Annotated in this window: 20 protein-coding genes and 1 tRNA gene; 17 read left to right on the plus strand and 4 right to left on the minus strand. The window is 70.0% G+C overall.

Features of this window, described 5'->3' with window-relative positions; genetic code table 11:
* The first annotated feature begins 15 nt into the window (after window positions 1–15).
* From VGB75_06840 to VGB75_06875, 8 genes are all read left to right on the plus strand, one after another.
* Complete coding sequence (locus tag VGB75_06840) at window positions 16–372, plus strand: STAS domain-containing protein (protein ID HEY0166743.1); 357 nt, start codon at window positions 16–18, stop codon at window positions 370–372.
* A 314-nt stretch (window positions 373–686) separates the two neighbouring features.
* Complete coding sequence (locus VGB75_06845) at window positions 687–3,032, plus strand: sodium-translocating pyrophosphatase (protein ID HEY0166744.1); 2,346 nt, start codon at window positions 687–689, stop codon at window positions 3,030–3,032.
* A gap of 310 nt (window positions 3,033–3,342) precedes the next feature.
* Window positions 3,343–3,915, plus strand: a complete 573-nt coding sequence (locus tag VGB75_06850; protein ID HEY0166745.1) for a hypothetical protein — start codon at window positions 3,343–3,345, stop codon at window positions 3,913–3,915.
* Window positions 3,916–3,952: 37 nt separating this feature from the next.
* A complete protein-coding gene (locus tag VGB75_06855) occupies window positions 3,953–4,453 on the plus strand; it encodes a gluconokinase (GenBank protein HEY0166746.1) in 501 nt (166 codons plus the stop codon).
* A complete protein-coding gene (locus tag VGB75_06860; GenBank protein HEY0166747.1) occupies window positions 4,450–5,982 on the plus strand; it encodes an SLC13 family permease in 1,533 nt (510 codons plus the stop codon). Before VGB75_06855 ends, VGB75_06860 begins: the two co-directional genes overlap by 4 nt.
* Window positions 5,983–6,183: 201 nt before the next feature.
* Window positions 6,184–9,018, plus strand: coding sequence for a type I DNA topoisomerase (gene topA, locus VGB75_06865; GenBank protein ID HEY0166748.1), 2,835 nt, complete (start codon window positions 6,184–6,186; stop codon window positions 9,016–9,018).
* A gap of 67 nt (window positions 9,019–9,085) precedes the next feature.
* Complete coding sequence (locus tag VGB75_06870) at window positions 9,086–9,586, plus strand: DUF1990 domain-containing protein (protein ID HEY0166749.1); 501 nt, start codon at window positions 9,086–9,088, stop codon at window positions 9,584–9,586.
* Window positions 9,583–9,960, plus strand: coding sequence for a VOC family protein (locus VGB75_06875; protein HEY0166750.1), 378 nt, complete (start codon window positions 9,583–9,585; stop codon window positions 9,958–9,960). The genes VGB75_06870 and VGB75_06875 overlap by 4 nt, the downstream gene beginning before the upstream one ends.
* Window positions 9,961–9,976: 16 nt before the next feature.
* Here the strand turns inward: VGB75_06875 and VGB75_06880 are convergent, their stop codons facing one another.
* Genes VGB75_06880 through VGB75_06890 form a run of 3 tightly spaced genes read right to left on the minus strand, consistent with a single transcriptional unit; the run spans window position 9,977 to window position 13,186 of the window.
* Window positions 9,977–11,995, minus strand: a complete 2,019-nt coding sequence (locus tag VGB75_06880; GenBank protein ID HEY0166751.1) for a hypothetical protein — start codon at window positions 11,993–11,995, stop codon at window positions 9,977–9,979.
* 46 nt (window positions 11,996–12,041) lie between these two features.
* The gene (locus tag VGB75_06885) at window positions 12,042–12,401 is read right to left on the minus strand and encodes a VOC family protein (protein ID HEY0166752.1); all 360 of its coding nucleotides are present in this window, start codon (window positions 12,399–12,401) and stop codon (window positions 12,042–12,044) included.
* Between the two features lie 2 nt (window positions 12,402–12,403).
* Complete coding sequence (locus VGB75_06890; protein HEY0166753.1) at window positions 12,404–13,186, minus strand: methyltransferase domain-containing protein; 783 nt, start codon at window positions 13,184–13,186, stop codon at window positions 12,404–12,406.
* 85 nt (window positions 13,187–13,271) lie between these two features.
* On the opposite strand from VGB75_06890, the gene VGB75_06895 reads away from it, so the two are divergent.
* From VGB75_06895 to ricT, 4 genes are all read left to right on the plus strand, one after another.
* Complete coding sequence (locus VGB75_06895; protein ID HEY0166754.1) at window positions 13,272–13,763, plus strand: MarR family transcriptional regulator; 492 nt, start codon at window positions 13,272–13,274, stop codon at window positions 13,761–13,763.
* 147 nt (window positions 13,764–13,910) lie between these two features.
* Window positions 13,911–15,992 carry a dTMP kinase gene (gene tmk / locus VGB75_06900; protein ID HEY0166755.1) on the plus strand — a complete coding sequence of 694 codons (2,082 nt, stop codon included), beginning with the start codon at window positions 13,911–13,913 and terminating at the stop codon, window positions 15,990–15,992.
* Window positions 15,989–17,206, plus strand: a complete 1,218-nt coding sequence (locus VGB75_06905; GenBank protein HEY0166756.1) for a DNA polymerase III subunit delta' — start codon at window positions 15,989–15,991, stop codon at window positions 17,204–17,206. The genes tmk and VGB75_06905 overlap by 4 nt, the downstream gene beginning before the upstream one ends.
* A gap of 104 nt (window positions 17,207–17,310) precedes the next feature.
* Window positions 17,311–18,225, plus strand: a complete 915-nt coding sequence (gene ricT / locus VGB75_06910) for a regulatory iron-sulfur-containing complex subunit RicT (GenBank protein ID HEY0166757.1) — start codon at window positions 17,311–17,313, stop codon at window positions 18,223–18,225.
* 30 nt (window positions 18,226–18,255) lie between these two features.
* On the opposite strand, the gene VGB75_06915 is transcribed toward ricT, so the two are convergent.
* Complete coding sequence (locus VGB75_06915) at window positions 18,256–18,765, minus strand: hypothetical protein (GenBank protein HEY0166758.1); 510 nt, start codon at window positions 18,763–18,765, stop codon at window positions 18,256–18,258.
* 127 nt (window positions 18,766–18,892) lie between these two features.
* Here VGB75_06915 and VGB75_06920 point away from each other — a divergent pair.
* From VGB75_06920 to VGB75_06940, 5 genes are all read left to right on the plus strand, one after another.
* Window positions 18,893–18,968, plus strand: a tRNA-Thr gene (locus VGB75_06920).
* 150 nt (window positions 18,969–19,118) lie between these two features.
* Window positions 19,119–20,213 (plus strand): nitronate monooxygenase, encoded by a 1,095-nt coding sequence (locus tag VGB75_06925; GenBank protein HEY0166759.1) that lies wholly within the window; start codon window positions 19,119–19,121, stop codon window positions 20,211–20,213.
* 70 nt (window positions 20,214–20,283) lie between these two features.
* Entirely contained in the window at window positions 20,284–20,826 is a 543-nt protein-coding gene (locus tag VGB75_06930; GenBank protein HEY0166760.1) for an SRPBCC family protein, read from the plus strand.
* Between the two features lie 154 nt (window positions 20,827–20,980).
* Window positions 20,981–22,519: a class I adenylate-forming enzyme family protein gene (locus tag VGB75_06935; GenBank protein ID HEY0166761.1), complete on the plus strand. Its 1,539-nt coding sequence runs from the start codon at window positions 20,981–20,983 to the stop codon at window positions 22,517–22,519.
* Window positions 22,516–23,739 (plus strand): FAD-dependent monooxygenase, encoded by a 1,224-nt coding sequence (locus tag VGB75_06940; GenBank protein HEY0166762.1) that lies wholly within the window; start codon window positions 22,516–22,518, stop codon window positions 23,737–23,739. The genes VGB75_06935 and VGB75_06940 overlap by 4 nt, the downstream gene beginning before the upstream one ends.
* The last annotated feature ends 42 nt before the right edge of the window (window positions 23,740–23,781 follow it).

Below are 23,781 nucleotides of genomic sequence, written 5' to 3' on the forward strand. Positions count from 1 at the left end.
GCTGAGAAGTCGAGGATGGCGGAGGACGCCGGGATGAACCTGAGCTTGACCGCGTCCAGCACCGGCGCCCAGACCGTGCTGGAGGTCCGCGGCGAGGTGGACGTGCACTCGGCCACCCAGTTGCAGGACCGGCTGTTCCAGATCATCGGCTCCGGTCAGCAGTCGGTCGTGGTCGATCTGAGCTGGCTGGCGTTCATCGACTCGACCGGCCTCGGGGCGTTGGTCGCGGTCCGCAACCAGGCCCAGCAGTCCGGCGCCGTGCTCAGGCTCGTCTGCGGGTCAGCGCGCACGCTCAAGCTGTTTCGGATCACCGGGCTCGACGCCGTCTTCGACATCTATCCCACGGTGCCGCAGGCGATCGCGGCCGGCTGAGTCGTGGCCGCGTGACCGGCTGATCTCATGACTCCAGGGTTGGCGTGGTCGCGGTTGTGAGAGGCTGACCGCGCTCACGCGAGACGGTCGGGCAGTGGCCGGCAGGGCAGCTGGCCACCGAGTGTGTGACAAGTAGCACCTCGCCGGGCGGGAGCCTGCGCACGGACGCTCAAGGCGTCCCCTAGACTGCGCCGCAGCCGCACCGATGGAGAATTCGCCGCTAAGCAGCTTCGGCCCTGACCCCGGGCAAGCCGCTATGCCGAGCTGTCGGGCGATTCGTCAAGCTGGTTTCGATGGCCTAAGGAGTACGCGTTATGGCTTTATCCCACCCGGCGCTTGTCGCCCAGGCAGAGCTCACCGATTCGGTGTTCTCTGGTGGCGACAGGGGACTGGTGGCGGTGATCGGCCTCGTGGCCATCATCGCGCTGATCTTCTCATTCGTCCTGTTCCGCGAAGTTCTGAGCGCTAACCAGGGCACGCCGAAGATGGTCGAGATCGCCGAGGCGGTCCAGGAAGGCGCTCAGGCCTACCTCAAGCGTCAGTTCAAGACGCTTTCGGTGGTGGTCGCGGTCGTCTTCCTGCTGCTGTTCGCGCTACCGGCCGACGACGCCGCCCAGCGGATCGGCCGCTCGATCTTCTTCCTGGTCGGCGCCGGCTTCTCAGGCGCCATCGGGTACTTCGGCATGTGGCTGGCCACTCGCGCCAACCTGCGGGTAGCCGCCGCGGCCAACAACGAGGGCCGCGAACGCGCGATCCGGATCGCGTTCCGGACCGGCGGCGCGGTCGGCATGGCCACCGTGGGCCTGGGCCTGCTGGGTGTGGCCGTCGTCGTGTTCGCCTACACCGACGACGCGCCCAAGGTGCTCGAGGGCTTCGGCTTCGGCGCCGCGACCCTGGCCATGTTCATGCGTGTCGGCGGCGGCATCTTCACCAAGGCCGCTGACGTCGGCGCTGACCTGGTGGGCAAGGTCGAGGCCGGCATCCCCGAGGACGACCCGCGCAACGCCGCGACCATCGCCGACAACGTCGGTGACAACGTCGGTGACTGCGCCGGCATGGCGGCAGACCTCTTCGAGTCCTACGCCGTGACCCTGGTCGCCTCGCTGATCCTGGGCTCGGTGGCCTTCGGGACCAAGGGCCTGCTGTTCCCGCTGATCGTGCCTGCCATCGGCGTGATCACCGCGATCATCGGCGTCTTCATCACCCGGGCCCGGCCCAACGAGGGCGGCCTGAAAACCATCAACCGCAGCTTCTACATCTCCGCCGCGATCTCGGTGGTGCTCTGCGCCATCGCCGCCTTCACCTACCTGCCGAGCGAGTTCTCCGAGCTCAAGGGAGTCGGCGAGGACTTCAACGGCGCCAGCCTCGCCGAGCACACCGGCAACCCGGCTGTGATCGCCATCTCCGCGGTGATCATCGGAATCGTGCTGGCCGCGGTGATCCTGTGGCTGACCGGCGTCTACACCGGCACCGAGGGCAAGGCTGTGCAGGACGTTGGACGCAGCTCGCTGACCGGCGCCGCCACCGTGATCCTGTCCGGTATCTCCATCGGCTTCGAGTCGGCCGTCTACACCGCCCTGGTCATCGGGGCCGCTGTGTTCGGCGCGTTCCTGCTCGGTGGCTCCTCGATCTCGGTCGCCCTGTTCGCGGTGGCCTTGGCCGGTTGCGGGCTGCTCACCACGGTCGGCGTGATCGTGGCGATGGACACCTTCGGCCCGGTCTCGGACAACGCCCAGGGCATCGCCGAGATGTCCGGGGACGTCAGCCCGGCCGGCGCCCAGATCCTGACCGAGCTCGACGCGGTCGGCAACACCACCAAGGCGATCACCAAGGGCATCGCGATCGCCACCGCGGTGCTGGCGGCGACCGCGTTGTTCGGCTCGTACCAGGACGCCATCCGCGAGGCGGTCGACAAGGCCAGTGGTGACATCACCAACAACACCAACTTCGCCACCACGATCGTCAGCCCGAACACCCTGGTGGGCGTCATCATCGGCGCGGCCGTGGTGTTCATGTTCTCCGGCCTGGCCGTCAACGCGGTGTCCCGGGCAGCCGGCGCCGTGGTCTACGAGGTGCGCCGCCAGTTCGCCACCCGGCCGGGCATCATGGACGGCACCGAGCGGCCCGAGTACGGCCGGGTCGTCGACATCTGCACCCGTGACTCGCTTCGCGAGCTGGTCACCCCCGGCCTGCTCGCGGTGATGGCTCCCATCGCCGTCGGGTTCGGACTGGGCGTCGGCCCGCTGGCCGGCTACCTCGGCGGCGCCATCGCCACCGGCACCCTGATGGCCGTGTTCCTGGCCAACTCCGGCGGCGCGTGGGACAACGCCAAGAAGCTGGTCGAGGACGGCAACCACGGCGGCAAGGGCTCTGACGCCCACGCCGCGACCGTCATCGGAGACACCGTCGGCGACCCGTTCAAGGACACCGCGGGACCGGCGATCAACCCGCTGATCAAGGTGATGAACCTGGTGTCGGTGCTGATCGCGCCGGCCATCGTCCAGTTCTCGGTCGGCGAGGACGCCAACGTGGGCGTCCGGATCCTCATCGCCCTGATCGCCGTGGCCGTCATCATCGCGGCCATCCTGATCGCCAAGCGGCGGGCGTCCAGCCTCAACGACGACCCGACGCAGGTCCACGCCGCGGCGACCACCGTCTGACGGCGGGCTCCCGTACCACCGTCTGAGGGCTGATCCTGGACCACTGGCAGTGACGCTGAGGACGAGCTGCCGCAGTTGACCAAGGAGGGCCTGTCACCGTAATCGGTGGCAGGCCCTCCTTTCTGCTGCCGGACGGTCTGCCGGCTGCCAGACGGCCCGGTCAGGCCCTCGATCGGGCGTCATGCTGTGCGAGCGCCCCGGCGACCGCTGAGCATGACGCTGAGGTTCGCCGCCCTCGCCGCCCCGGCCGCGCCGTGCCGGCGTCCCGCCACCGCCGAGCCCCTGGCGCGCGGTGGTGGACAATCACGGCGTGCAGTTCTCCCTGTTCGGCGCCGAAGCCGCGGACCCCCTTGTCGAGGATCTGGACGGGGTGCTGATCGCCGGTGGCGATTGGGTGCGGACCGACGCGGGCTCGGCTGCCCGGCTCTCGGTCCTGGTAGCCGAGCGCTGGCGGGCGCAGGCGCTGCGGGCGGAGTTCGCCGACCGGGGTCTGGACTCCGACACCGCCGAGGCGCCCGGTGACCTGATCGCGGTGCGCACCGAGATCACCACCCGGCTCAGCCCGCACGCGCGGCGCTGGACCAAGGGGGCGAATCTGGCGCCGCCGGCCGATCTGGCGCTCAACGCGTCGGGCCTGCGGTTGTGGGCGATCACGGCCGGCGTGGCCGAGGAGGCGGGCTTTCTGCTTCGCATGAGCGACCCCGACGGCGCGCTGCACCGGGTGGCCGGCGCTCAACTGGCCAGGCTGGGCGTGGCCGCCGTCGAGATCGGCAGCCGGACCGGCGCCGGGTGGCGGGTCACCTCGGTGAAGCGGCTGCGCCGGTTGGCCGAGCTGATCGGCGCGCCGCCGGCCGGCTGCGGCCGGGACTGGCCGCGCGGCTAGCGCGCACCGGCCTGCGGCGAGCGCTAAATTCGGGTTCATGGACATCGGCATCCACCCCACGGTGGTCGTGATGGGCGTGTCGGGCAGCGGCAAGACCACGGTCGGGGTGATCCTGGCCCAGCAGCTCGGGGTCCCGTTCGCCGACGCCGACGACTTTCACACCCCGGAGCTCAAGGCCAAGATGGCCGCCGGGCATCCGCTGACCGACGCCGACCGCTGGCCGTGGCTGGACAGGCTGGCCGACTGGCTGCGCGGCGAGCAGGACGGGGCCGTGCTGGCGTGCTCGGCCCTGCGGCGCAGCTACCGCGACGTCCTCAGGACGGCCTCTGGCCGGCTGTGCTTCCTGCACCTGGCCGGCTCTGCCGACGTGGTCAGCGAGCGGGTCGGGCACCGGCGCAACCACTACATGCCGGCATCGCTGGTGCAGTCGCAGTACGCCACCCTCGAACCGCTGGGGCCGGATGAGTTCGGGGTGGCCCTCGACTTCACCCTGGGCCCCGAGCAGATCGTCGAACAATTCCTCAAGGAGGTTCAGTGACCGGCACCGCAGTGCAGCTGATCGCGGCGGCTGAAAGTTCTGGCAGCCAGGACACCCGGCTGATCCTGGCCGCCTTGATCGGCATCGCGGTGATCATCGCGCTGATCACCTTCACCAAATTGCACCCGTTCCTGAGCCTGACCATCGGCGCGTTGCTGGTCGGCGCGATCGCCGGGCTCGGCATGGACAAGACGGTGACCAGTTTCGGCGCCGGCGTCGGCGCCACCGTCGCCAGCGTCGGAACTCTCATCGCGCTGGGCGCCATCTTCGGAAAGCTGCTGGCCGACTCCGGCGGCGCCGACCAGCTCGTCGACACGATCGTCGGCCGGTCCAGCGACCGGGCGCTGCCCTGGGCGATGGCCCTGGTCGGCATGATCATCGGCCTGCCGATGTTCTTCGAGATCGGCCTGGTGCTGCTGATGCCGGTCATCCTGCTGGTGGCCCGGCGCTCCGGACTGCCGCTGATGCGAGTGGCGATTCCGACCCTGGCCGGGTTGTCGGCCATGCACGGCTTCGTGCCGCCGCACCCGGGCCCGCTGGCGGCGGTGGGGGCGCTGAACGCCGATCTGGGACTGACCCTGGGTCTCGGGGTGCTGGTAGCGGTGCCGACCGTGGTAGTCGGTGGACCGCTGTTCTCCCGGTTCGCCGCCCGCTGGGTCGACGTGCCGGTGCCCGAGCTGTTCCTGGGAGACGCCGCGGCCGCGGAGCAAGCCCGCCTCGACGCCGCCAGGCCTGGCGCCGGCGCCTCGGCCGCCACGGGCGGCGCGGGCGGATCAGCGCTCGGCAGCGGCACCGGGGCCGGCTCGGTCGCGGTCAGCGCCGATGACCTGGTCCCGTCGGAGTCCCGGCCGCGCTACCGCCGGCCGAGCTTCGCGGTCACCCTGACCACCGTGCTGCTGCCGGTCGTGCTGATGCTGGCCAAAGCGATCGCCGAGGTGGTGAACGAGAACGGCAACGGGGTCGCAAAGCGCACGCTGGACTTCGTCGGCACCCCGCTGATCGCCCTGCTGCTGGCGGTGCTGCTGGCGATCTACACCTTCGGCATCGGACTCGGCTTCGACAAGGAGCGGTTGTCCAGAACGGTCGACGAGGCGCTGCCGCCGATCGCCGGCATCCTGCTGATCGTGGCGGCCGGCGGCGGCCTCAAGCAGGTGCTGGTCGACAGCGGCATCTCCAAGATCATCGCGTCCTGGGTGGAGGGCAGCACCGTCTCGCCGCTGTTGCTGGCCTGGTTCGTGGCGGTGCTGATCCGGCTGGCGACCGGCTCGGCGACCGTCGCCACGATCACCACCGCGGGCATCCTGGAGCCGGTCGCCCAGACGCTGAGCAGCACGCACCTGTCGCTGCTGGTGCTTGCGATCGGCGCCGGCTCGCTGTTCTTCTCCCATGTCAACGACGCCGGATTCTGGCTGACCAAGCAGTACTTCGGGCTGTCGGTCAGCCAGAACATCAAGTCCTGGTCGATCATGGAGACCATCCTCTCGGTGAGCGGCATCCTGGTGGTGTTGGCTCTCAGCGTCGTGATCTGAGCCTCAGTGCGGCGGCCGGAGGGCAGGATCGAGCACTGCCCGGCCTTGCTCGGAAAAGGCGCGGGAGGGGTCGCTCACGGCGGGTCAAGGCACGGGTGGGGTACCGTCCGCCGCAGCACCGTGCACCATGGTGGCAGTACCCCGATCACCGTAAGTGATCACAGACGCGATCACCGTAAGTGATCACAGACAGGAGAAGCGGTGGCACAGGCACGCGGGAAGAAGGCGGGCACCGGCAACAAGCTGGTGATCGTGGAGTCCCCTGCGAAGGCGAAGACGATCGGCGGTTACCTCGGCCCGGGGTACACCGTCGAGGCGTCCATAGGCCATATCAGGGACCTGCCCCGCAACGCCGCTGATGTGCCGGCCGCCTACAAGGGTCAGCCGTGGGCCAGGCTGGGCGTCAACACCGAAGCCGATTTCGAGCCGCTGTACGTGATCAGCCCCGACCGCAAGCAGCAGGTCAGCAAGCTCAAGGCCCTGGTCAAGGACGCCGACGAGATCTACCTGGCCACTGATGAGGACCGCGAGGGCGAGGCGATCGCCTGGCACCTGGTGCAGACCCTCAAGCCCACCGTCCCGGTCCGCCGGATGGTGTTCCACGAGATCACCCCGGCCGCGATCGCCCGGGCGGTGGCCGAGCCGCGCGACATCGACGCCCACCTGGTCGACGCTCAGGAGACCCGCCGGATCCTGGACCGGCTTTATGGCTACGAAGTGTCACCGGTGCTGTGGAAGAAGGTGCTGCCGCGGCTGTCGGCCGGCCGGGTGCAGTCGGTGGCCACCAGGATCGTGGTCGAGCGCGAGCGGCAGCGGATGGCCTTTCACACCGCGAACTACTGGGACATCGAAGGCTCCTTCACTCCCGCTGTGCGCAAGGATGGCGATCCCGAGCATTTCAGCGCCACCCTGGTGGCCCTGGACGACGAGCGGATCGCCACCGGCAAGGACTTCGACCCCGCGACCGGTCGCGCCTCCAGCGAGGTGCTGCACCTGGACGAGTCCGGCGCCCGTGGCCTGGCAGCCCGGCTGGCAGGCGTCGACTTCTCGGTGACCCGGGTCGAGGAGAAGCCCTACCGGCGCCGGCCCTACCCGCCGTTCATGACCTCGACGCTGCAGCAGGAGGCCGGCCGCAAGCTGCGCTGGTCCTCCCAGGTCACCATGCGGGTGGCCCAGCGGCTGTACGAGAACGGCTACATCACCTACATGCGCACCGACTCGACGAACCTGTCCGAGACGGCGTTGACGGCGGCCCGCTCCCAGGCCCGCGACCTCTACGGCGACGCCTACGTCCCGGCCGAGCCGCGCCACTACAGCCGCAAGGTCAAGAACGCCCAGGAGGCGCACGAGGCCATCCGGCCGGCCGGCGACTCCTTCCGCACTCCCGGCCAGCTGGCCTCGGCGCTGTCTTCGGACGAGTTCCGCCTCTACGAGCTGATCTGGCAGCGCACCCTGGCCTCGCAGATGTCCGACGCGGTCGGCACCACCATGTCGATCCGGCTGGCCGGGTCCTCGGTGGCCGGGGAGCGGGCCGAGTTCGCCACCTCCGGGCGGACCATCACCTTCCCAGGGTTCCTGCGGGCCTACGTCGAGGACCAGGATGAGACAGTCGACTCCTCTGCTTCCGCTGGCGGCTCGGCGGAGTCCGGCCGTGACGACAGCGAGAAGCGGCTGCCGCAACTGGACCGCGGCGACGGGCTCGGGGTGCGCTCGCTGGAGCCGACCGGGCACTCGACCAGCCCGCCGTCGCGCTACACCGAGGCGTCGCTGGTGAAGGCGATGGAGGAGCTCGGGATCGGCCGGCCGTCCACCTACGCCTCGATCATGCAGACGATCCAGGACCGCGGCTACGTCTGGAAGAAGGGCGCCGCGCTGGTGCCGTCCTGGGTGGCCTTCGCGGTGGTCGGCCTGCTTGAGGGGCACTTCGCCCGGCTGGTGGACTACGGCTTCACCGCCTCCGTCGAGAACGACCTGGACTCGATCGCCGGCGGCGCCACGTCGCGGGTCGACTGGCTGCGCAGGTTCTACTTCGGCGCCAACGAGGCTGAGAGGCAGGCCGAGAAGGGCGTCGACGACGGCCGGATCTCCTCTCAGGGCGGGTTGAAGAAGCTGATCGCCGAGCGCCTGGAAGACATCGACGCCCGTGGCGTCAACTCGCTCCAGCTGTTCGGACCCGACAGCGACATCGTGGTGCGGGTCGGGCGCTACGGGCCCTACGTGCAGCAGGGCGGCGCGGAGTCCGAGCGCCGCGCCTCGGTCCCTGAGGACCTGGCGCCGGACGAGCTGACGCCGGAGAAGGTCGAGGAGCTGCTGTCTGCGCCGTCGGGTGACTTCGAGATCGGGGTCGATCCCGAGACCGGTCGTGAGATCACCGGCAAGAACGGCCGGTTCGGGCCCTACGTCACCGACGGTGAGCGGACCGCGTCGCTGTTCAAGACGATGTCGTTGGACACCCTGACCGTCGAGGACGCCGCCAAGCTGCTGACCCTGCCCCGGGTGGTGGGGATCGACCCGACGGCCGAGGACCGCAAGGCCGCCGAGATCACCGCCCAGAACGGCCGCTACGGCCCCTACATCAAGCGCGGCACGGACTCCCGGTCCCTGGAGTCGGAGGAGCAGCTGTTCACCGTCACCCTGGACGAGGCGCTGGCGATCTTCGCCCAGCCCAAGCTGCGGGGCCGCCGGGCCGCCGCCGCGCCACCGCTGAAGGAGCTCGGGGTCGACCCGGTCTCGCAGAAGCCGATGGTGGTCAAGGACGGCCGGTTCGGGCCCTACGTCACCGACGGCGAGACCAACGCCTCGTTGCGCCGCGACGACTCGGTCGAGGCGCTCACCGACGAGCGGGCCTCTGAGCTGCTGGCCGACCGGCGGGCTCGCGGGCCGGTGAAGAAGGCCGCCAAGCGGACGGCCGCGAAGAAGACGCCGGCCAAGAAGGCGGCCGCGAAGAAGACGGTCGCCAAGAAGGCTGCCAAGACTCCTGCCACCAAGGCCGCCGCCAAGAAGGCGCCCGTGGCGGCAGGCGCGGAGCCGACCTGACCCGCTTGGTAGGCCCGGGAAGGCGTGGAACGGCCCGACCGGGACGGGCGTGCGGCACACTGGAAGCGTGGCCTCCCGCTATCACCGCATGAAGCTCTCCGGCCCGGTCGGGCACGGCTCGGCGGCCTTCGAGTCGGCGTCCCGGGCAGTGCTCAGCCTGCGGATGCACCGCAAGGCCGGCGTCAAGATGACCATGCCGACCGACACGGTGCGGGTCGGTGACGTGGTCCGGCTGCGCTTCGGCGTCGGCCCGGTGGCGATGCGCGGCTCCTGCGACGTGATCTCGGTGCTGGACGAGCCGCGCCGGCGCGGCTTTCGTTACCGCACCCGGCCCGACCACCCCGAAGAGGGCGAGGAGAGCTTCATGGTGGACTGGGACGCCGATGACCGGGTGCTGGTGACAGTGGAGTCCTTCGCCCGCCCGAACAAGCTGCTGATCCGCCTTGCCGGCCCGCTGGCTCGGGTGGGGGCGTGGCTGATCAACCGCCGCTACCTGTGGGCCGTGGCGAAGATCGTGGCGAGCGAGACCGGCGGCGCGCGACCTGCCGGCCGGACCGGATCGGCATGACCGGGCAGCCGCCGGAGCCGTTGTTCCGGGCCGTGGACGCCGTCGTGGTGCGGGTGCCCTCGCTTGAGGAAGGGCTTGCCTTCTATCACGACGCGCTGGGCCACGAGCTGCTCTGGCGCACCGAGACGATGGTGGCGCTGGGGTTCGGCGACTCCGAGACCGAGCTGGTCCTCGCGCTCGACGTCGACCCCGAGACCGACCTGCTGGTCGAGGACGTCGACGACGCGGTCGCGGTGATCACGCGGGCCGGCGGCACGGTGGTCTCGGGACCGGATGACATCGCGGTGGGCAAGGTCGCCGTGGTGAGCGATCCGTTCGGCAACCGGCTTACCCTGGTGGACCTGACGAGGGGCCGGCTGCGCCCCGGCGGCTGAGCCTGTCGGCGGCGGCTCAGTCGCGGCGGATCAGCCCGGTGAATCCGAGAGCAGCAGCGGTGGTGAGCAGCCAACCCAGGGGAGCGGCCAGCCAGCTGTAGAGAATCGCCCAGAAGCCAATCTTTTGAGAACCGGACACGGCCCAGAAGTCGGTCTGGTGGGTGTTGACGAGCGGGATCAGGGCGTCAGCCGTGAAGGCCCACGGTGAAAAGCACGGGTAGTCGGATGGGCAGGTGGCGGTCGCAGTGACCGGACGTGGTTGTCCCGCCGCGGTCGGCGGCGAGGTGGCCACACCGCCTGCGGTGGTTCCCGAGGTCGTTGCCGACTGGTGTATCGCAGCCCGGGTGGCGATGATCGCGTGATTATGCTGAGCTGAGAAAAACAGAAACAGGCCTAACGCGTAGAGCAACCCCAGTGCGGGAAGTGTCCGCTGCAGCGGGTGGTAACCGTAGACGAGCAGCCAGTCGAACAGGTACTCCGGAATCTTGCGGTACCAGGTCTGTTGCTTTCTCCGGCGGCGGTTCCTGGCCACCATGACCTGGCGCGCCTCGCGCTCGTGGCCTTGGGCTCGCAGCGTCTGGGCAAGCTGCTCGTACGGCTGAGCCCGGTATTCCGGGTCTTTCTGCAACCACAGCAATCGATCCTTTGTCGACCAGCCCTGGGTGATAACCCGGTCGTAGGTGAAGTCCAGTAATGAGGCCGAGGAGAGTTGATGCCAACTGTTTAGGTCGTCAGAGAGATAACCCGTGTGGGCACCGAGCAGGACAATTCGTCCTGTCGACTTACTATTGTTTAGGACAAGGGTGCCAATGGTTGCGCGTTCCGCGTTGATCGCATTTCCGTGCGGGTTGGTGAAGGTGCCGCCGGTGAGTGCGAGTTGGCCGCCGATGGTGGCGCCGGGTAAGCGGACTTCGCCATCTGCCTTGAATCCGGCTCTGCAGAACACGTCTCCTGTGACGTGGGCGCCGTCTGCGCTGATCGCGCGGCCGTTGGGATTGGTGAAGGCGCCGCCGCTGAGACTGAGTTGGCCGCCGATGGTGACGCCGAGCAGGCGGACTTCGCCTTCGGCGTGGAACCCGGCTCCGCAGAACACGCCGCCCTTGATGTGTGCCTGATCGGCTTTGATCGCGTCGTTGTCGGGATTGGTGAAGGTGCCGCCGGTGAGGTTGAGTTGGCCACCGATGGTGACGCCGAGCAGGCGGACTTCGCCTTTGGCGTGGAATCCAGCTCCGCAGAATATGCTTCCTTTGATGTGTGCGCCCTCGGCGCTGATTGCGTTGCCGTTGGGGTTGGTGAAGGTGCCGCCGGTGAGATCGAGTTGGCCGTCGATCGTAGTGCCGTGAAAGGTGACTCCGCCCTCGGCGTGAAAGTCGGCTTGGCAGAAGACGCCGCTTCTGATGTGTGCCTGGTCGGCGCTGATCGCGTACCCGCCGGGGTTGGTGAAGGTGCCGCCGGTGAGGTTGAGTTGGCCGCCGATGGTGGCGCCGATCAGGCGGACTTCGCCCTCGGCGTGGAATCCGGCTCGGCAGAACACAGCGCCTTTGATGTGTGCGCCGTCGGCGCTGATTGCGTCGCCGTTAGGGTTGGTGAAAGTGCCGCCAGTGAGACTCAGGGTGCCGCCGATGGTTATGCTGCCCAACTCCGTCGGACCATCTATTGCCACCGACCGCAGGATCACACCATGTCGAATATCTGCGCCAGCAGCGTTCAGGCCGGGCATCTGACTGCCGGACAGATCGACGTCTACGAGCAACGCCTTACTGAGATCGAGCAGCTCGACGAATACACAATTTCGCAGCACGAGTGGGCCCGATAGCTGGCATAACCGAAGGTCCAAGGTTCCGGTGATGCGAGCACCGCGAACACCTATACCAGCCGGGCGGGTGGCGGACAGCGCTAGCGAGCGAAGGAACTCGCCGCGTATCTTGACCAGCTCACCCCCACCGCCGGGACGACCCGTGAAGTCTGCGAGTCGGCCTGCGGCAACCTCGGCCGCTAGCCATCGCTCCTCGTCATTCGCCGGCTCATCAGACATTCCGCAATCATGCTGGACTTAACCGGCAGCAACCGGGCAGCCACGCTCAGGCCTGCTGGAACTCGATCCGGTTGCCGAACGGGTCGAAGGTGTGGAACCGGCGGACGCCCGGTATCTCGCCGTCGGCCGGCACGCAGTGATGGCCGGCCGCTGACAGCGAGTCACACAGCGCGTCCAGCTGGGCGACTCCGAATGCCGGGTGCGCCTTGCGGGCCGGGCTGAACGGCTCCTCGACGCCCAGGTGCAGCACGGCGGCGCCGGAACGGAGCCAGCAGCCACCTCGGCCGGCCAGCGCCGCCGGCTTCTGAACCTCGGTCATCCCCAGCAGCGAGCCGTAGAACGCCCGGGCCGCGTCCTCGCCGCCGGCCGGGATGGCCACCTGCACGTGATCGATTCCCAGAATCACGATCAGGCCTTCCGCTCCGCCGCGGGCTTGTGTGCCACGACGAACGTCCGCAGAAACGGAAACACCGTGCCGAACGGCTGGGCCGGGTAGGCCTGGCGCAGCAGCGCGGCGTACTCGCCCTCGAACTCGGCCGCCTCGCCGTCGCCCAACGCCTGCAGCACGGGCCGCAGGCCGGTGCCGCGGACCCAGTCCAGCACCGGGTCTGGCCCGGAGAGCACGTGCAGGTAGGACGTCTGCCAGGCGTTGACCCGCAGCCCGGCCTCGGCCAGCAGCTCCAGGTACTCGGCCGGCTCGGCGACCACGTCGTGGCGCAGCACGCCGGCCAGCCTGCCGCGCCAGCGGTCCGAGCCCGCCAGCTCGCGCATCAGCCGGTGTGACGGCGAGCCGAAGTTGGCCGGCGCCTGAAAGGCCAGCCAGCCGCCGGCGTTGAGCTCGCCCGCCCACCGGCGCAGCAGCGCCTGGTGCTCGGGAACCCACTGCAGCAGGGCGTTGCTGATTAGCACGTCCACCCCGCTGGCGTCGAAGTCGGCGGCGTCGGCCAGGCCGAAGCTCAGCCGGCCGCCCGCGAACTCCCCGGCGCGCTCGATCATCTCCGGCGAGGCGTCCAGGCCGCGGACGGTCGCGGACGGCCAGCGCCGGGCCAGGGCGGCGGTCAGCTCACCGGCGCCGCAGCCCAGATCGACCACCTCGGCAGGCTGCTCGGCGTGGATCTGACCGGTCAGGTCGAAGAACGGCCGGCTGCGCTCATCGCTGAACATCGCGTACTGAGCCGGATCCCATCGCATCGGCTACCCACTCTCTCATCGGCATAGACATCTTGATATCAAGAGACTATCCCTTGATGTCAAGATATATTGCTAGGCTGCCGCTATGGCTGACGAAGTGGACCTGATCGCCGCGGCGTGGCTGGCCGAGCGTCCTGACCTGGACGTCGCGCCCTTGCACATCCTGAGCCGGATCGGCCGGTTGGCCCAGTTGCTCGACGAACGGCGCGCGCAGGCCTTCGCCGAGCACGGCCTGGCCAGTCACGAGTTCGATGTGCTCGCCGCGCTACGCCGGTCCGGCCGGCCCTACGAGCGCACCCCCGGCCAGCTGATCGAGGCCACCCACGTCACCTCGGGCACCATGACCAACCGGCTGGACCGGCTGGCCGAGCGCAACCTGATCACCCGGCGGGGCCACCCCGAGGACGGCCGGCAGTCGCTGATCCAGCTGACCGCGCTCGGCAGGCGCCGGGTCGACGCTGCCTTCCAGGCGCTGCTGTCCTCTGAGCAGGCATTGCTCAGCGGGCTGTCCGAGGCTCAACGCAGGTCGCTGGCCGCTGGCCTGCGCCGGCTGCTGCACACGCTGAGCGATAGCTGAGCGGGCCCGGCTCTCCAGCGGCACGAGAGGGCCGGGCCGATAGGCTGAGGCCCGCCGAGCACCAGTGACGACCAGGAGTGAGCCATCTCAGCCGAACCAGCCGCCACTGCCGGTGACGCCACCGGCCCCAACCGTGACGCCACGGCGATGGTGTCGGGCTCCGGCGCGATCAGGGGCGTCCTGAGAAACACCGCCTTCCGCCGGCTCTGGTACTGCACCGGGCTGTCCAGCCTCGGCGACTGGCTGGGCCTGCTGGCCACCACCGCGCTGGCCACCCAGCTCGCCACCGGCTACCAGGCTCAGAACTACGCCCTCGGCGGCGTGCTGGTCGTCCGGTTGCTGCCCTCTGTCATCCTCGGCCCGCTCGCGGGCGCCTTCGCCGACCGGTTCGACCGGCGCTACACGATGGTCATCACCGACCTGCTGCGGTGCTTGCTGTTCGTGGCGATCCCGATCTTCTCGACGCTGCCGGTGCTGTTCGCGGCGACCTTCCTGATCGAGTGCATCGGCTTGTTCTGGAATCCTGCCAAGGACGCCTCGGTGCCGAACCTGGTGCGCCGTGACCAGCTGGAGTCGGCGAACCAGCTGAGCCTGATCACCACCTACGGGCTCACTCCGGTGCTGGCCGCTGCCCTGTTCAGCCTGCTGGCGCTGATCTCGACGGCCTTCGCCGGCCGGTTCAGCTTCTTCGGAACCCACCAGGTCGATCTGGCGCTGTACTTCAACGCCGCCACTTTCGGGGTCAGCGCGCTGACATTGTTCTTCATCAAACAGCTCTCCGGCTCGCGCGGCGCCGGACGGGCGGAGAGCCAGCCCAGCCTCTGGGCGATGCTGGCAGAGGGCGCTCAGTTCGTCCGGACGACCGACCTGCTGCGGGGGCTGATCCTGGGCATCCTCGGCGCGTTCGCGGCCGGTGGGGCGGTTATCGGAGCGGGCAAGACCTACGTCCGGAGCCTCGGCGGTGGCGACGCGGCCTACGGAGTGCTGTTCGGAACGGTGTTCGTGGGGCTGGGCCTGGGCATGGCGCTGGGCCCGCGGGTGGCCCGCGAGGTGTCCCGGCGACGGCTGTTCGGCCTGGCCATCGTGCTGGCCGGCAGTTGCCTGGCGCTGATGGCCCTCATGCCCCACGTCGTGCTGGCGATGATCACGGTCCTGGGGGTCGGCTTCGGGGCAGGCGTCGGGTACCTGGCCGGCATCACGCTGCTGGGGTCGGAGATCTCCGACGAGATGCGGGGCCGGGTCTTCGCCTTCATCCAGTCCATGGTGCGGGTGGTGATGATCCTGGCGCTGGCGGCGGTGCCGGTGCTGGTGGGCACCATCGGCCAGCGGCGGCTGCCCGGCACCTCCGAGACCGTCGACGGCACCCGGATCGTGCTACTGGGAGCCGGGGTGCTGGCGGTGACGGCCGGCGTGCTGGCCTACCGGTTGATGGACCAGCGAAGCGCGGTGCCGGTGCTGGCCGACCTGGTGACCGCGCTGCGCCGGGACTCCTCGGGCCGGCGGCGGCTGCAGTCCGGCGGGGTGCTGATCGCCTTCGAGGGCGGTGAGGGCGCCGGCAAGTCCAGCCAGATCACGCTGCTGGCTGAGGCGATCGGGGCTACCGGGCGCGCTGTGGTGGTCACCCATGAACCGGGCGCCACCGTCTTGGGCCGGCAGATCCGCCGGCTGCTGCTCGACAGCGACGAGCCGATCGCGCCACGCGCCGAGGCGCTGCTGTTCGCAGCCGACCGGGCCCAGCACGTCGCCACGGTGATCCGGCCGGCGTTGGACCGCGGCGAGGTGGTGATCACCGACCGGTTCGTCGACTCGTCGCTGGCCTACCAGGGCGCCGGCCGGACGCTGGCCATGGACGAGGTCAAACGGCTGTCGCGGTGGGCCACCGAGGAGCTGGTGCCGGACCTGACGGTGCTGCTCGACGTTCCGGCCGAGATCGGGCTGGCGCGGGTGCGCCGCCGGCAGGCCGGCGCCGACAGCGGTGGCCTGGACCGGCTGGAGCGCGAAGCCGTGGAATTCCACGACCGGGTGCGGGCCGCTTTCCTGTCCTTGGCCGAGTCGGACCCGAACCGCTACCTGGTGCTCGACGGCAGCCGCCCGATCACCGAGCTGGCGGCCGACATCGGCGCCAGGGTGCTTGCGGTGCTGCCCGCGCCGGTCGCGTCGGCGGGGGCAGCCAGCGCCGCCGCCGAGGCCCGGCTCGGCTCATCCGATGTGGCGGAGGCGCCCAAGTGAGCGTGTTCGACGCGCTGATCGGCCAGCGAGGCGCCGTCACCGAGCTGTCCCGGACGGCCCGGGCGGCTGCCGATGTGGTCGCCGGACGTCCGGTGCTCGCAGGCGCGGTGACGCACGCCTGGCTGTTCACCGGCCCGGCCGGCTCCGGCCGCTCGGTGGCTGCCCGGGCGCTGGCCGCCGCCCTGCAGTGCGACCGGGCCGAGCAGCTGCTGGCGGCCGATCCAGTGGCGGCGCCAGGCTGCGGCGAGTGCGGCGCCTGCCATTCGGTGCAGGCAGGCTCGCATCCCGATGTCCGCTCGGTGGTGCCCGAGGGGCTGTCCATCGGCGTCGGCGAGATGCGGGCCGTGGTGGCGATGGCGGCCCGCCGGCCGTCACTGGGACGCTGGCAGGTGGTGGTCATCGAGGACGCCGACCGGCTCACCGAAGGCGCGGCCAACGCCCTGCTGAAGGCGATCGAGGAGCCGTCGGAGCGCACCGTCTTCCTGCTGTGCGCGCCCTCGACCCATCCTGACGACGTGATCGTCACCATCCGGTCCAGGTGCCGGGTGGTGGGGTTGCGGATCCCGCCGGCCGAGGCGATCGCCGAGGTGCTGGTCGCCGACGGGATAGACCCGGTCACCGCCGGCTGGGCGGCCCAGGCGTCTCAGGGCCATGTCGGGCGGGCCAGACGGCTGGCCCGCGACGACCAGGCCCGGCAGCGGCGGGCAGAGGTGCTGGCGATCCCGGCCCGGCTGAACTCGCTCAACGCCTGCTTCGAGGCCGCCGACCACCTGGTGCAGACGGCCGAGGCTGAGGCCCGGGCGCTGACCCGAGACCTCGACGTGTCCGAGGCCGACGAGCTCAAACTCGCCCTGGGCGCCGGCGGCACCGGCAAAGGCGCGACGGCGGCGGCCCGCGGCAGCGCCGGGGCGCTGAAGGACCTGGAGAAGCGGCAGAAATCCCGGGCGACCCGGCTGCAGCGCGATGCTTTGGACCGCGCCCTGGTCGACCTGGCCAGCTTCTACCGGGACGTGCTGCTGGCCCAGGCCGGCTCGCCGGTGCTGGCCGCGCACCCCGAGGTCGCCTCCGACGTGTCGCTGGTCGCCCGCTCGCTAGACCAGGCGGGAGCGCTGGTGCGGCTGGAGCAGGTGCTGGCCTGCCGGGAGGCCATTGAGCTGAACGTCAAACCCAAGATCGCCGTCGAGGCGTTGACCGCGGCACTTCGACTGCCCTGAGGTCGATCCCGGGCGCGCTCGGATCGCGACGCGGACGCGCCCGCCGCGGCTCGCGGCCGTCCCTGAGAGCACCGATTCACCCCAGCAGGGATTAGGCTCCCAGCATGGGGCTGATCTGTGCGGTGACTTTCACCGACCGCGGTCGGCTCTACTACGCCGATCCCGGCGCGCTGACGCCGGCGGTCGGGGACTACGTGCTGTACCCCACGACCGAGGGCCCCGAGGTCGCGCAGGTGATGTGGGCGCCGCAGTGGAGCCCACAGGACATCGGCGGCTTGCCCCGGCTGACCGGGCTGGCAGAGCCAGAGCACCTCACCGCGCTGGCCGACGGCCGCAAGAAACGCGCTGAGGCGCGGGTGGCGGCCAGGCGGTTGATCCGCGCCCACGGCCTGCCCATGAAGATCGTCGGGATCGATCACGTGCTGACCGACAACCGCACGGTGGTCTACTTCTCCGCCCCGCACCGGGTCGACTTCCGCTCGCTGGTGCGCGACCTCGGCGCGACCCTGAAGGGCCGGGTCGAGCTGCGCCAGCTATCGGCGCGCGATGAGGCCCGGGTGATCGGGGGCATCGGCTCGTGCGGCCGGGACCTGTGCTGTTCGACGTTCATGGTCGACTTTGAGCCGGTGTCGGTGCGGATGGCCAAGGAGCAGGAGCTCCCGCTGAACCCGCTGCGGATCTCCGGGGCCTGTGGCCGGCTGATGTGCTGCCTGAAGTTCGAGCACCCGCTCTATCAGGACTTCGCCGAGAACGCCCCGGCGGTCGGATCATGCGTCTCCACCCCCGAAGGTGAGGCCACTGTCGTGGGGCATTCGGTGCCGACCGACTCGCTGGTGCTCCGGATGAACGCCGACGGCCGCCGGACCAGCTGCGCGATGGCCTCGGTGTGCTCCTCGCGCAAGGCCCACGACGAGTTCTACGGTGACGGCACCGTGGGCTCGGCGCAGGCCAGCCCGTCCGGCAGCGGCGCCTCAGGCGGCTCAGACGCCTCACCGGCCGCCGAGCACCAAGCCCCGTAGCCGGACGAACCGCGGCGTGGTCGGCAAGGGCTATCGGCGAGGCGGCAGCGGCGCCCGAACGAGTCCGGGCAGCTGGTCACAGGTCACGAGCACTTCTCCCGGCGCCTGGTGCTGCCAGCTGTCGATGATCAGGAAGGGGGCGGTCGAAGCCAACGGCGCCAGATCCACCCCAGCCGGCAGCTCGCGAGCCATGCCTGCAGGCGACTGCTCGATCGACACGCTCACTCCAGTGGCCCGCACCGTGCTGACGTTGCGCACCCGGTAGGCGTGCCCGGACACGAACTCGACGCTGAACTCCGGTAGCGGCGCCGCTGAGCCGTCTGAGGAGGCTCGCGGCTGCATGGAGGTGGCCGCGCTGCTCTGAGGCGACGCGCCGGCCCGTGACCGATCCAGCGCGTCGGCGATGCGTTGCAAGGAGACCTCAAGACTCGCGGCGCCTGCTGTGGCTTCCCGCGCTCTGCGCTCGGCCCGCCAGGATTGGCCGACAGCGGCCAGCGACACCGCGATCGCCACCCAGGCTGGAACGTCACCCCAGTTCATGCCTAGGCAGTGTGCCCCATGACGTGCACGGCTGGGCGCGCCCGCCGCTCCTCGGGCCCAGGCGGGCGCCTGGGTCTTCACGGCCGCGTCGAAGCGGATAGACTTCTGCGGTCGCGGTTCGCCGTGCGCCGCCTTAGCTCAGTCGGCAGAGCGTCTCACTCGTAATGAGAAGGTCTAGGGTTCGATTCCCTAAGGCGGCTCCACCCCCCAGGCCCTGAACGCAAGGGCCTGCGCCGCTCCTGGTTCTCGCCTGCGGCGCTTCAGGTTCTCGCCTGCGGCGCTTCAGGTTCTCGCCTTCGGCGACGTCCTCGGCGCCTGGCACCGGGCCGTCGCTGTTTGGCATCCTGTCCGACATGGGCACCTTCACGCTCGACACGCTCCCTTCTCCGATCGTCCAAGCTCCGATGGCCGGCGGCCCGTCGACTCCGGCGCTGGCCGCGGCGGTGTCCGGCGCCGGTGGGCTCGGTTTCCTCGCCGCCGGTTACAAGACCGTCGACGCGGTCCGCGATGAGCTTGTCCAGCTCCGCGCGCTCCTGGCTGAAGGCCTGCCCTTCGGCGTCAATGTCTTCGCCCCACCTGGCCCGAGCGCTGACCCCGCGCGGGTCGCGGCGTACGCCCGGACGCTGCGCGGTGAAGCCGAGCGCACCGGCGCCGCGCTCGGTGAGCCGCGTTGGGACGACGACCGCTACGGCGAGAAGCTCGATCTGCTCTGCGCCGAGAAGGTTCCGGTCGTGTCCTTCGTCTTCGGATGCCCGACACCGGCGGATGTCAGGCGGCTGCACGAGTCGGGGGCGTCGGTGTGGGTGACGGTGACGACAGCCGACGAGGCCGGCGTCGCGGCCGCCGCCGGCGCTGACGCGCTGGTGGTCCAGGGGGTCGAGGCGGGCGGTCACCGAGGCGGGTTCGACGATGAGATGCCCGGTGAGGTCGGGCTGCTGGCGCTACTGCAACTCGTGCGCCGATCCGTCGGCAGCGAGCTTGCGCTGGTGGCCGCCGGGGGCATCGCCACCGGTGAGGCGGTCGCCGGCGTGCTGGCCGCCGGCGCCGACGCCGCGCAGCTCGGAACGGCCTTTCTGCTGTGTCCGGAGGCGGCGACCGTGGCGGTGCATCGCGAGGCGCTCGCGCACGGTGTGGCGCCCACTGCCCTGACGCGCGCGTTCACCGGCCGCACCGCACGAGGCGTCGTCAACCGGTTCCTGCGTGAGCATTCCAGCGATGCGCCGACCGGTTATCCCGAGGTGCATCACCTGACCCAGCCACTGCGGGTGGCGGCGCGGCAGCACGGTGACCCCGATGGCGTTCACCTGTGGGCCGGCCAGGCCTACCCCCTCGCCGAGCCGCTGCCCGCTGCCGAGGTGGTCCACCTGCTCGTCGAGGCCGCGGGCGCCGCGCTGGCTCAGGCGGCCGCCCGGCTGCGCGGCGCCGCCAGTGATCCCCAGGCCGGCTGAGCGCACCGACTTGACAGACCATCTGCCCGGACTTTGGTCTCAGGATGCCTTTCTCTACAAGCTATGCCCTATGACCGACACAAGTCCCTCTGCTGCGCCGTTGTTCCAGATTCGCGCCGAGACCCTGGTCGCGCGCACTCCGGAGCAGGTGTACGCCGTCATCACCGACCTCGGCCGCAGCGGCGAGTGGAGTTCGGAGTGCCGCGGCGGTAGCTGGGTGTCCGGCGTGCCGGCCACGGTCGGGGCGGTGTTCCGAGGTGAGAACTTCCGCACGCCCGAGGTGGTGGCCTGGGCGCCGGTGGTGCGCGGAGAGTGGACCACCGACTCCGAGGTGGTCACCGCCGAGCCTGGCCGCAGCTTCGCATGGGCGATCCGCAACAAGGCCGGTCACAAGCAGCAGAGTGTCTGGGGCTTCGACCTCGAGCCCGCGCCGGAGGGCTGCCTGCTCGTCCACCACTTCCGGATGGGCGACCCGACCGAGGGCATCCGGGAGATCACGTCGGAGATGTCGCCGGAAGACAAGCAGCTGTTCTTCAAGGAGTGGAGCGCGAAGCTGGAGCGCGAGCTCGGCGAGACCGTGCGCCGGCTCAAGGACGTTCTCGAACGGGAGTGACCTGAACGGCAGTGCCTTTGAACGGCAGTGACTCCAAGCGGTTGCACATCACGCCGCGGCGCCAGGTGCGCCAGACACGTCTGCTTGGACGTGTCGACCGAGGAGAGGTTTGACTACTTTGTTGTTACAGCGCATAGCGAATCCCGGCATTCGCTTGGGAACGCTCTTCGACCGCGGCGCAGCTCGGCATCCTGGCAACACGATGACTCTCGATCACGAACTCGACGTCGCTCCGGAGCTGGGGCGGCGGCTGAGCATCGCCCAGGTCGCCGACCTGGTCGCCGAGGTCGCCTCGCGGCTGTGGGCCGCGGGCGTGCGCACCGGTGAGCGCGTGGTGGTCTACAAGACAGACGGCTTCGACATCACTTTGCTGGCCTGCGCCGTCTCCCGCATAGGAGCGGTTCCGGTCCTGCTCTCGCCGATGCTGGACGGCGACACCGTGGTCGAGCTCATCCGTCGCACCGGCAGGCCGTTCCTGGTCACCGATCAGGCCAAGCTTTCTGATGAGCTGCCCGAGACGGTCTTCGAGCTCGCCCAGAAAGTGCTTCTCACCTCGGGGGAAAACCCGTCGGCGACGACGTTGCGGTCGCTGGCCGGCTGCCGGCGGATCGCCGCGGTCACCGTCTCGCCGGACGAGCCTGCGCTGATCACCCACACCTCGGGCACCACTGGCACCCCGAAGCTCGCTGTGCACACCGGCCGCACCCTGCAGGCACGGTACCGGCCGCAGGTGGCGGCGGTGACGCCCTTCTTGCGCAAGGGCGAGACGGTCGCCATCCATGTCTCGTTCGTGCACTCACGGCTGTTCACCGCACTGGCCATCTCCCTGCTTCGCGGCTTCCACATCCTGGTGCTGGTGGACTCAGACCCCGCCAAGGCCGCGGACCTGTTCGCCGAGCTGCGGCCGGGCATCGTGGAGGCCCATCCGAACTCCTTCATGGCGTGGGAGGACATGGCCGATGACCCACGTCGCCCGCTGGCCAATGTCAAGTTCTTCAGCAGCACCTTCGACGCCATCCACCCGCGGACGGTCCATCGCCTGCTCAAGGCGACCGAGCGCAAGGCCCCGATGTTCGGCCAGATCTACGGCCAGAGCGAGGTGGGGCCCGCGCTGTTCCGGGCGTTCACCCGCCGGCACTCCGATCGCGACGACGGCCGGTGCGTCGGGATGCCGTTTCCGGGCATGACCGGCGTTCGGGTGGTCAGCCGCAACGGAATGCCCCCGTCGGAGGAGAACCCGGGCTACATCGAGGTGCGCAGCGACGGGCGGATAAAGACCTATCTCGACGAGCAGGAGCGCTATGACCGCCAGGTCTCTGATGGCGGCTGGTGGCGGATGGGCGATGTCGGGTACCGCACCAAGTGCGGCTGCGTGCACCTGCTGGACCGCGAGGTCGACCTGATCGAGGGGTTCGGCAGCACCCTGGCGGTCGAGGACGCGTTGTTCGGCAAGCTGTCGGAGCTGAAGGAAGTGGTCATCGTCGCCGGTCCCGACGGGGTGGCCGTTCCGGTGGTGTCGGTCAAGGGAGACCAGTCCCTGGACCTTGACGCCTGGCGCAAGGCAGCGGTGGGCCTGCCCCCGATGGCAGACCCGGTGCAGTGGCGGTTGGAGGACCTGCCCCAGACCGCGACCATCAAGATCAAGCGGCTCGAGCTCGCCAAGATGCTGGCGTCCCGGGGCCAGGACGCGTGACCGCCGGTCACGCCGGTGAGGCCGCCCGGATCATCGTCGTCGGCGGCGGCATCGGCGGCTTGGCGGCCGCGCTGAGCGTGGCAAGCGCCGGGCACGAGGTCCTGGTCCTGGAACGGGCCGAGCGGTTCGCCGAGATCGGCGCCGGAATCCAGATCGCGCCCAATGGCATTCACGCCCTGGACGAGCTGGGCCTGGGCGCGACGGTCCGCGCCACCGCCATGCAGATGGACGAGCTCCGTTTCATGGACGGGCTGAGCGACCAGCACGTCACCAGCCTGCCGCTCACCGACTCCTACCAGCAGCGATTCGGCAGTCCCTACCTGGTCGTGCACCGCGCCGAGCTGCACCAGCTGCTGTTGGACGCCTGCTCGGCCGCGCCCGACGTCCAGCTACGCAGTGACTGCGCGGCGACCGGGTATGAGCAGGGCGCGACGGGCGCCGCCGTCGTCCTCAGCACCGGTGAGCGAGTACGCGGCGCCGCGGTCATCGGCGCGGACGGCATCCACTCCGCCATCCGCCGGCAGCTGGTCGGCGACGGTGATCCGCGGGTCTCGGGTCTCACCGTCTACCGCAGCATGGTCGCTATGGAGCAGGTGCCCGACGATCTTCGGCGCCTCAGGTCGGTCTGCTGGTGGGCTGGGCCGGGCCGGCACCTGGTGCACTACCCGATCGCCGGTGGCCGCTACCTCAATCTGGCCGCGAGCCGCGAGAACGGCGTGACCGAACCGCTGGCCGCAGTGCCGGTTCCGGCGGAGTTCGTCCAGGCCGAGTTCGCTCTGATGTCAGAGACCGTGCGCCGGTTGATCGCGCTCGGCGACGGCTGGAAATCCTGGGCGTTGCTGGACCGCGACCCGGTGGACACCTGGGCCGAGGGACGGGTGGCGCTGCTCGGCGACGCGGCGCACCCGATGCTTCATTACACGGCCCAGGGCGCCTGCCAGGCGCTGGAGGACGCGGTCCTGCTCGGTCGCCTGCTGAGGTGTCCCAGCGACCACTTCGCCCAACGGTTTCAGGAGTACACCGCCGAACGCCGGCAGCGCACGGCTCGCATCCAGCTCGCGGCCCGCGAGAGCACCCGGCTGTGGCACCCGCACGGCGCCGAGGCCGAAGCCAGAAACGCCATGCTCGCCGCGATGTCGGCGGAGCAATTGCACGATCACGTCGCGTGGATGCACGACGTGCCCGATTCGCTCGTCACCCAGGTCGCTTCAGTCGGTTGACCCGACGCTCGCGCTTGATCCGGCGTTGCCGAGCTTGCCCAG

This window comes from Jatrophihabitans sp. (genome assembly GCA_036399055.1).
Classification (GTDB): domain Bacteria; phylum Actinomycetota; class Actinomycetes; order Mycobacteriales; family Jatrophihabitantaceae; genus Jatrophihabitans_A.

Coding starts and splice junctions, on each gene's coding strand:
- VGB75_06855 (HEY0166746.1), top strand. CDS start 3,953: ATGGACATCGGCATCCACCCCACGGTGGTCGTGATGGGCGTGTCGGGC.
- tmk (HEY0166755.1), top strand. CDS start 13,911: ATGGTGTCGGGCTCCGGCGCGATCAGGGGCGTCCTGAGAAACACCGCC.
- VGB75_06915 (HEY0166758.1), bottom strand. CDS start 18,765: ATGAACTGGGGTGACGTTCCAGCCTGGGTGGCGATCGCGGTGTCGCTG.
- VGB75_06925 (HEY0166759.1), top strand. CDS start 19,119: ATGGGCACCTTCACGCTCGACACGCTCCCTTCTCCGATCGTCCAAGCT.
- VGB75_06880 (HEY0166751.1), bottom strand. CDS start 11,995: ATGTCTGATGAGCCGGCGAATGACGAGGAGCGATGGCTAGCGGCCGAG.
- VGB75_06845 (HEY0166744.1), top strand. CDS start 687: ATGGCTTTATCCCACCCGGCGCTTGTCGCCCAGGCAGAGCTCACCGAT.
- VGB75_06895 (HEY0166754.1), top strand. CDS start 13,272: ATGGCTGACGAAGTGGACCTGATCGCCGCGGCGTGGCTGGCCGAGCGT.
- VGB75_06875 (HEY0166750.1), top strand. CDS start 9,583: ATGACCGGGCAGCCGCCGGAGCCGTTGTTCCGGGCCGTGGACGCCGTC.
- ricT (HEY0166757.1), top strand. CDS start 17,311: ATGGGGCTGATCTGTGCGGTGACTTTCACCGACCGCGGTCGGCTCTAC.
- VGB75_06930 (HEY0166760.1), top strand. CDS start 20,284: ATGACCGACACAAGTCCCTCTGCTGCGCCGTTGTTCCAGATTCGCGCC.
- VGB75_06840 (HEY0166743.1), top strand. CDS start 16: ATGGCGGAGGACGCCGGGATGAACCTGAGCTTGACCGCGTCCAGCACC.
- VGB75_06890 (HEY0166753.1), bottom strand. CDS start 13,186: ATGCGATGGGATCCGGCTCAGTACGCGATGTTCAGCGATGAGCGCAGC.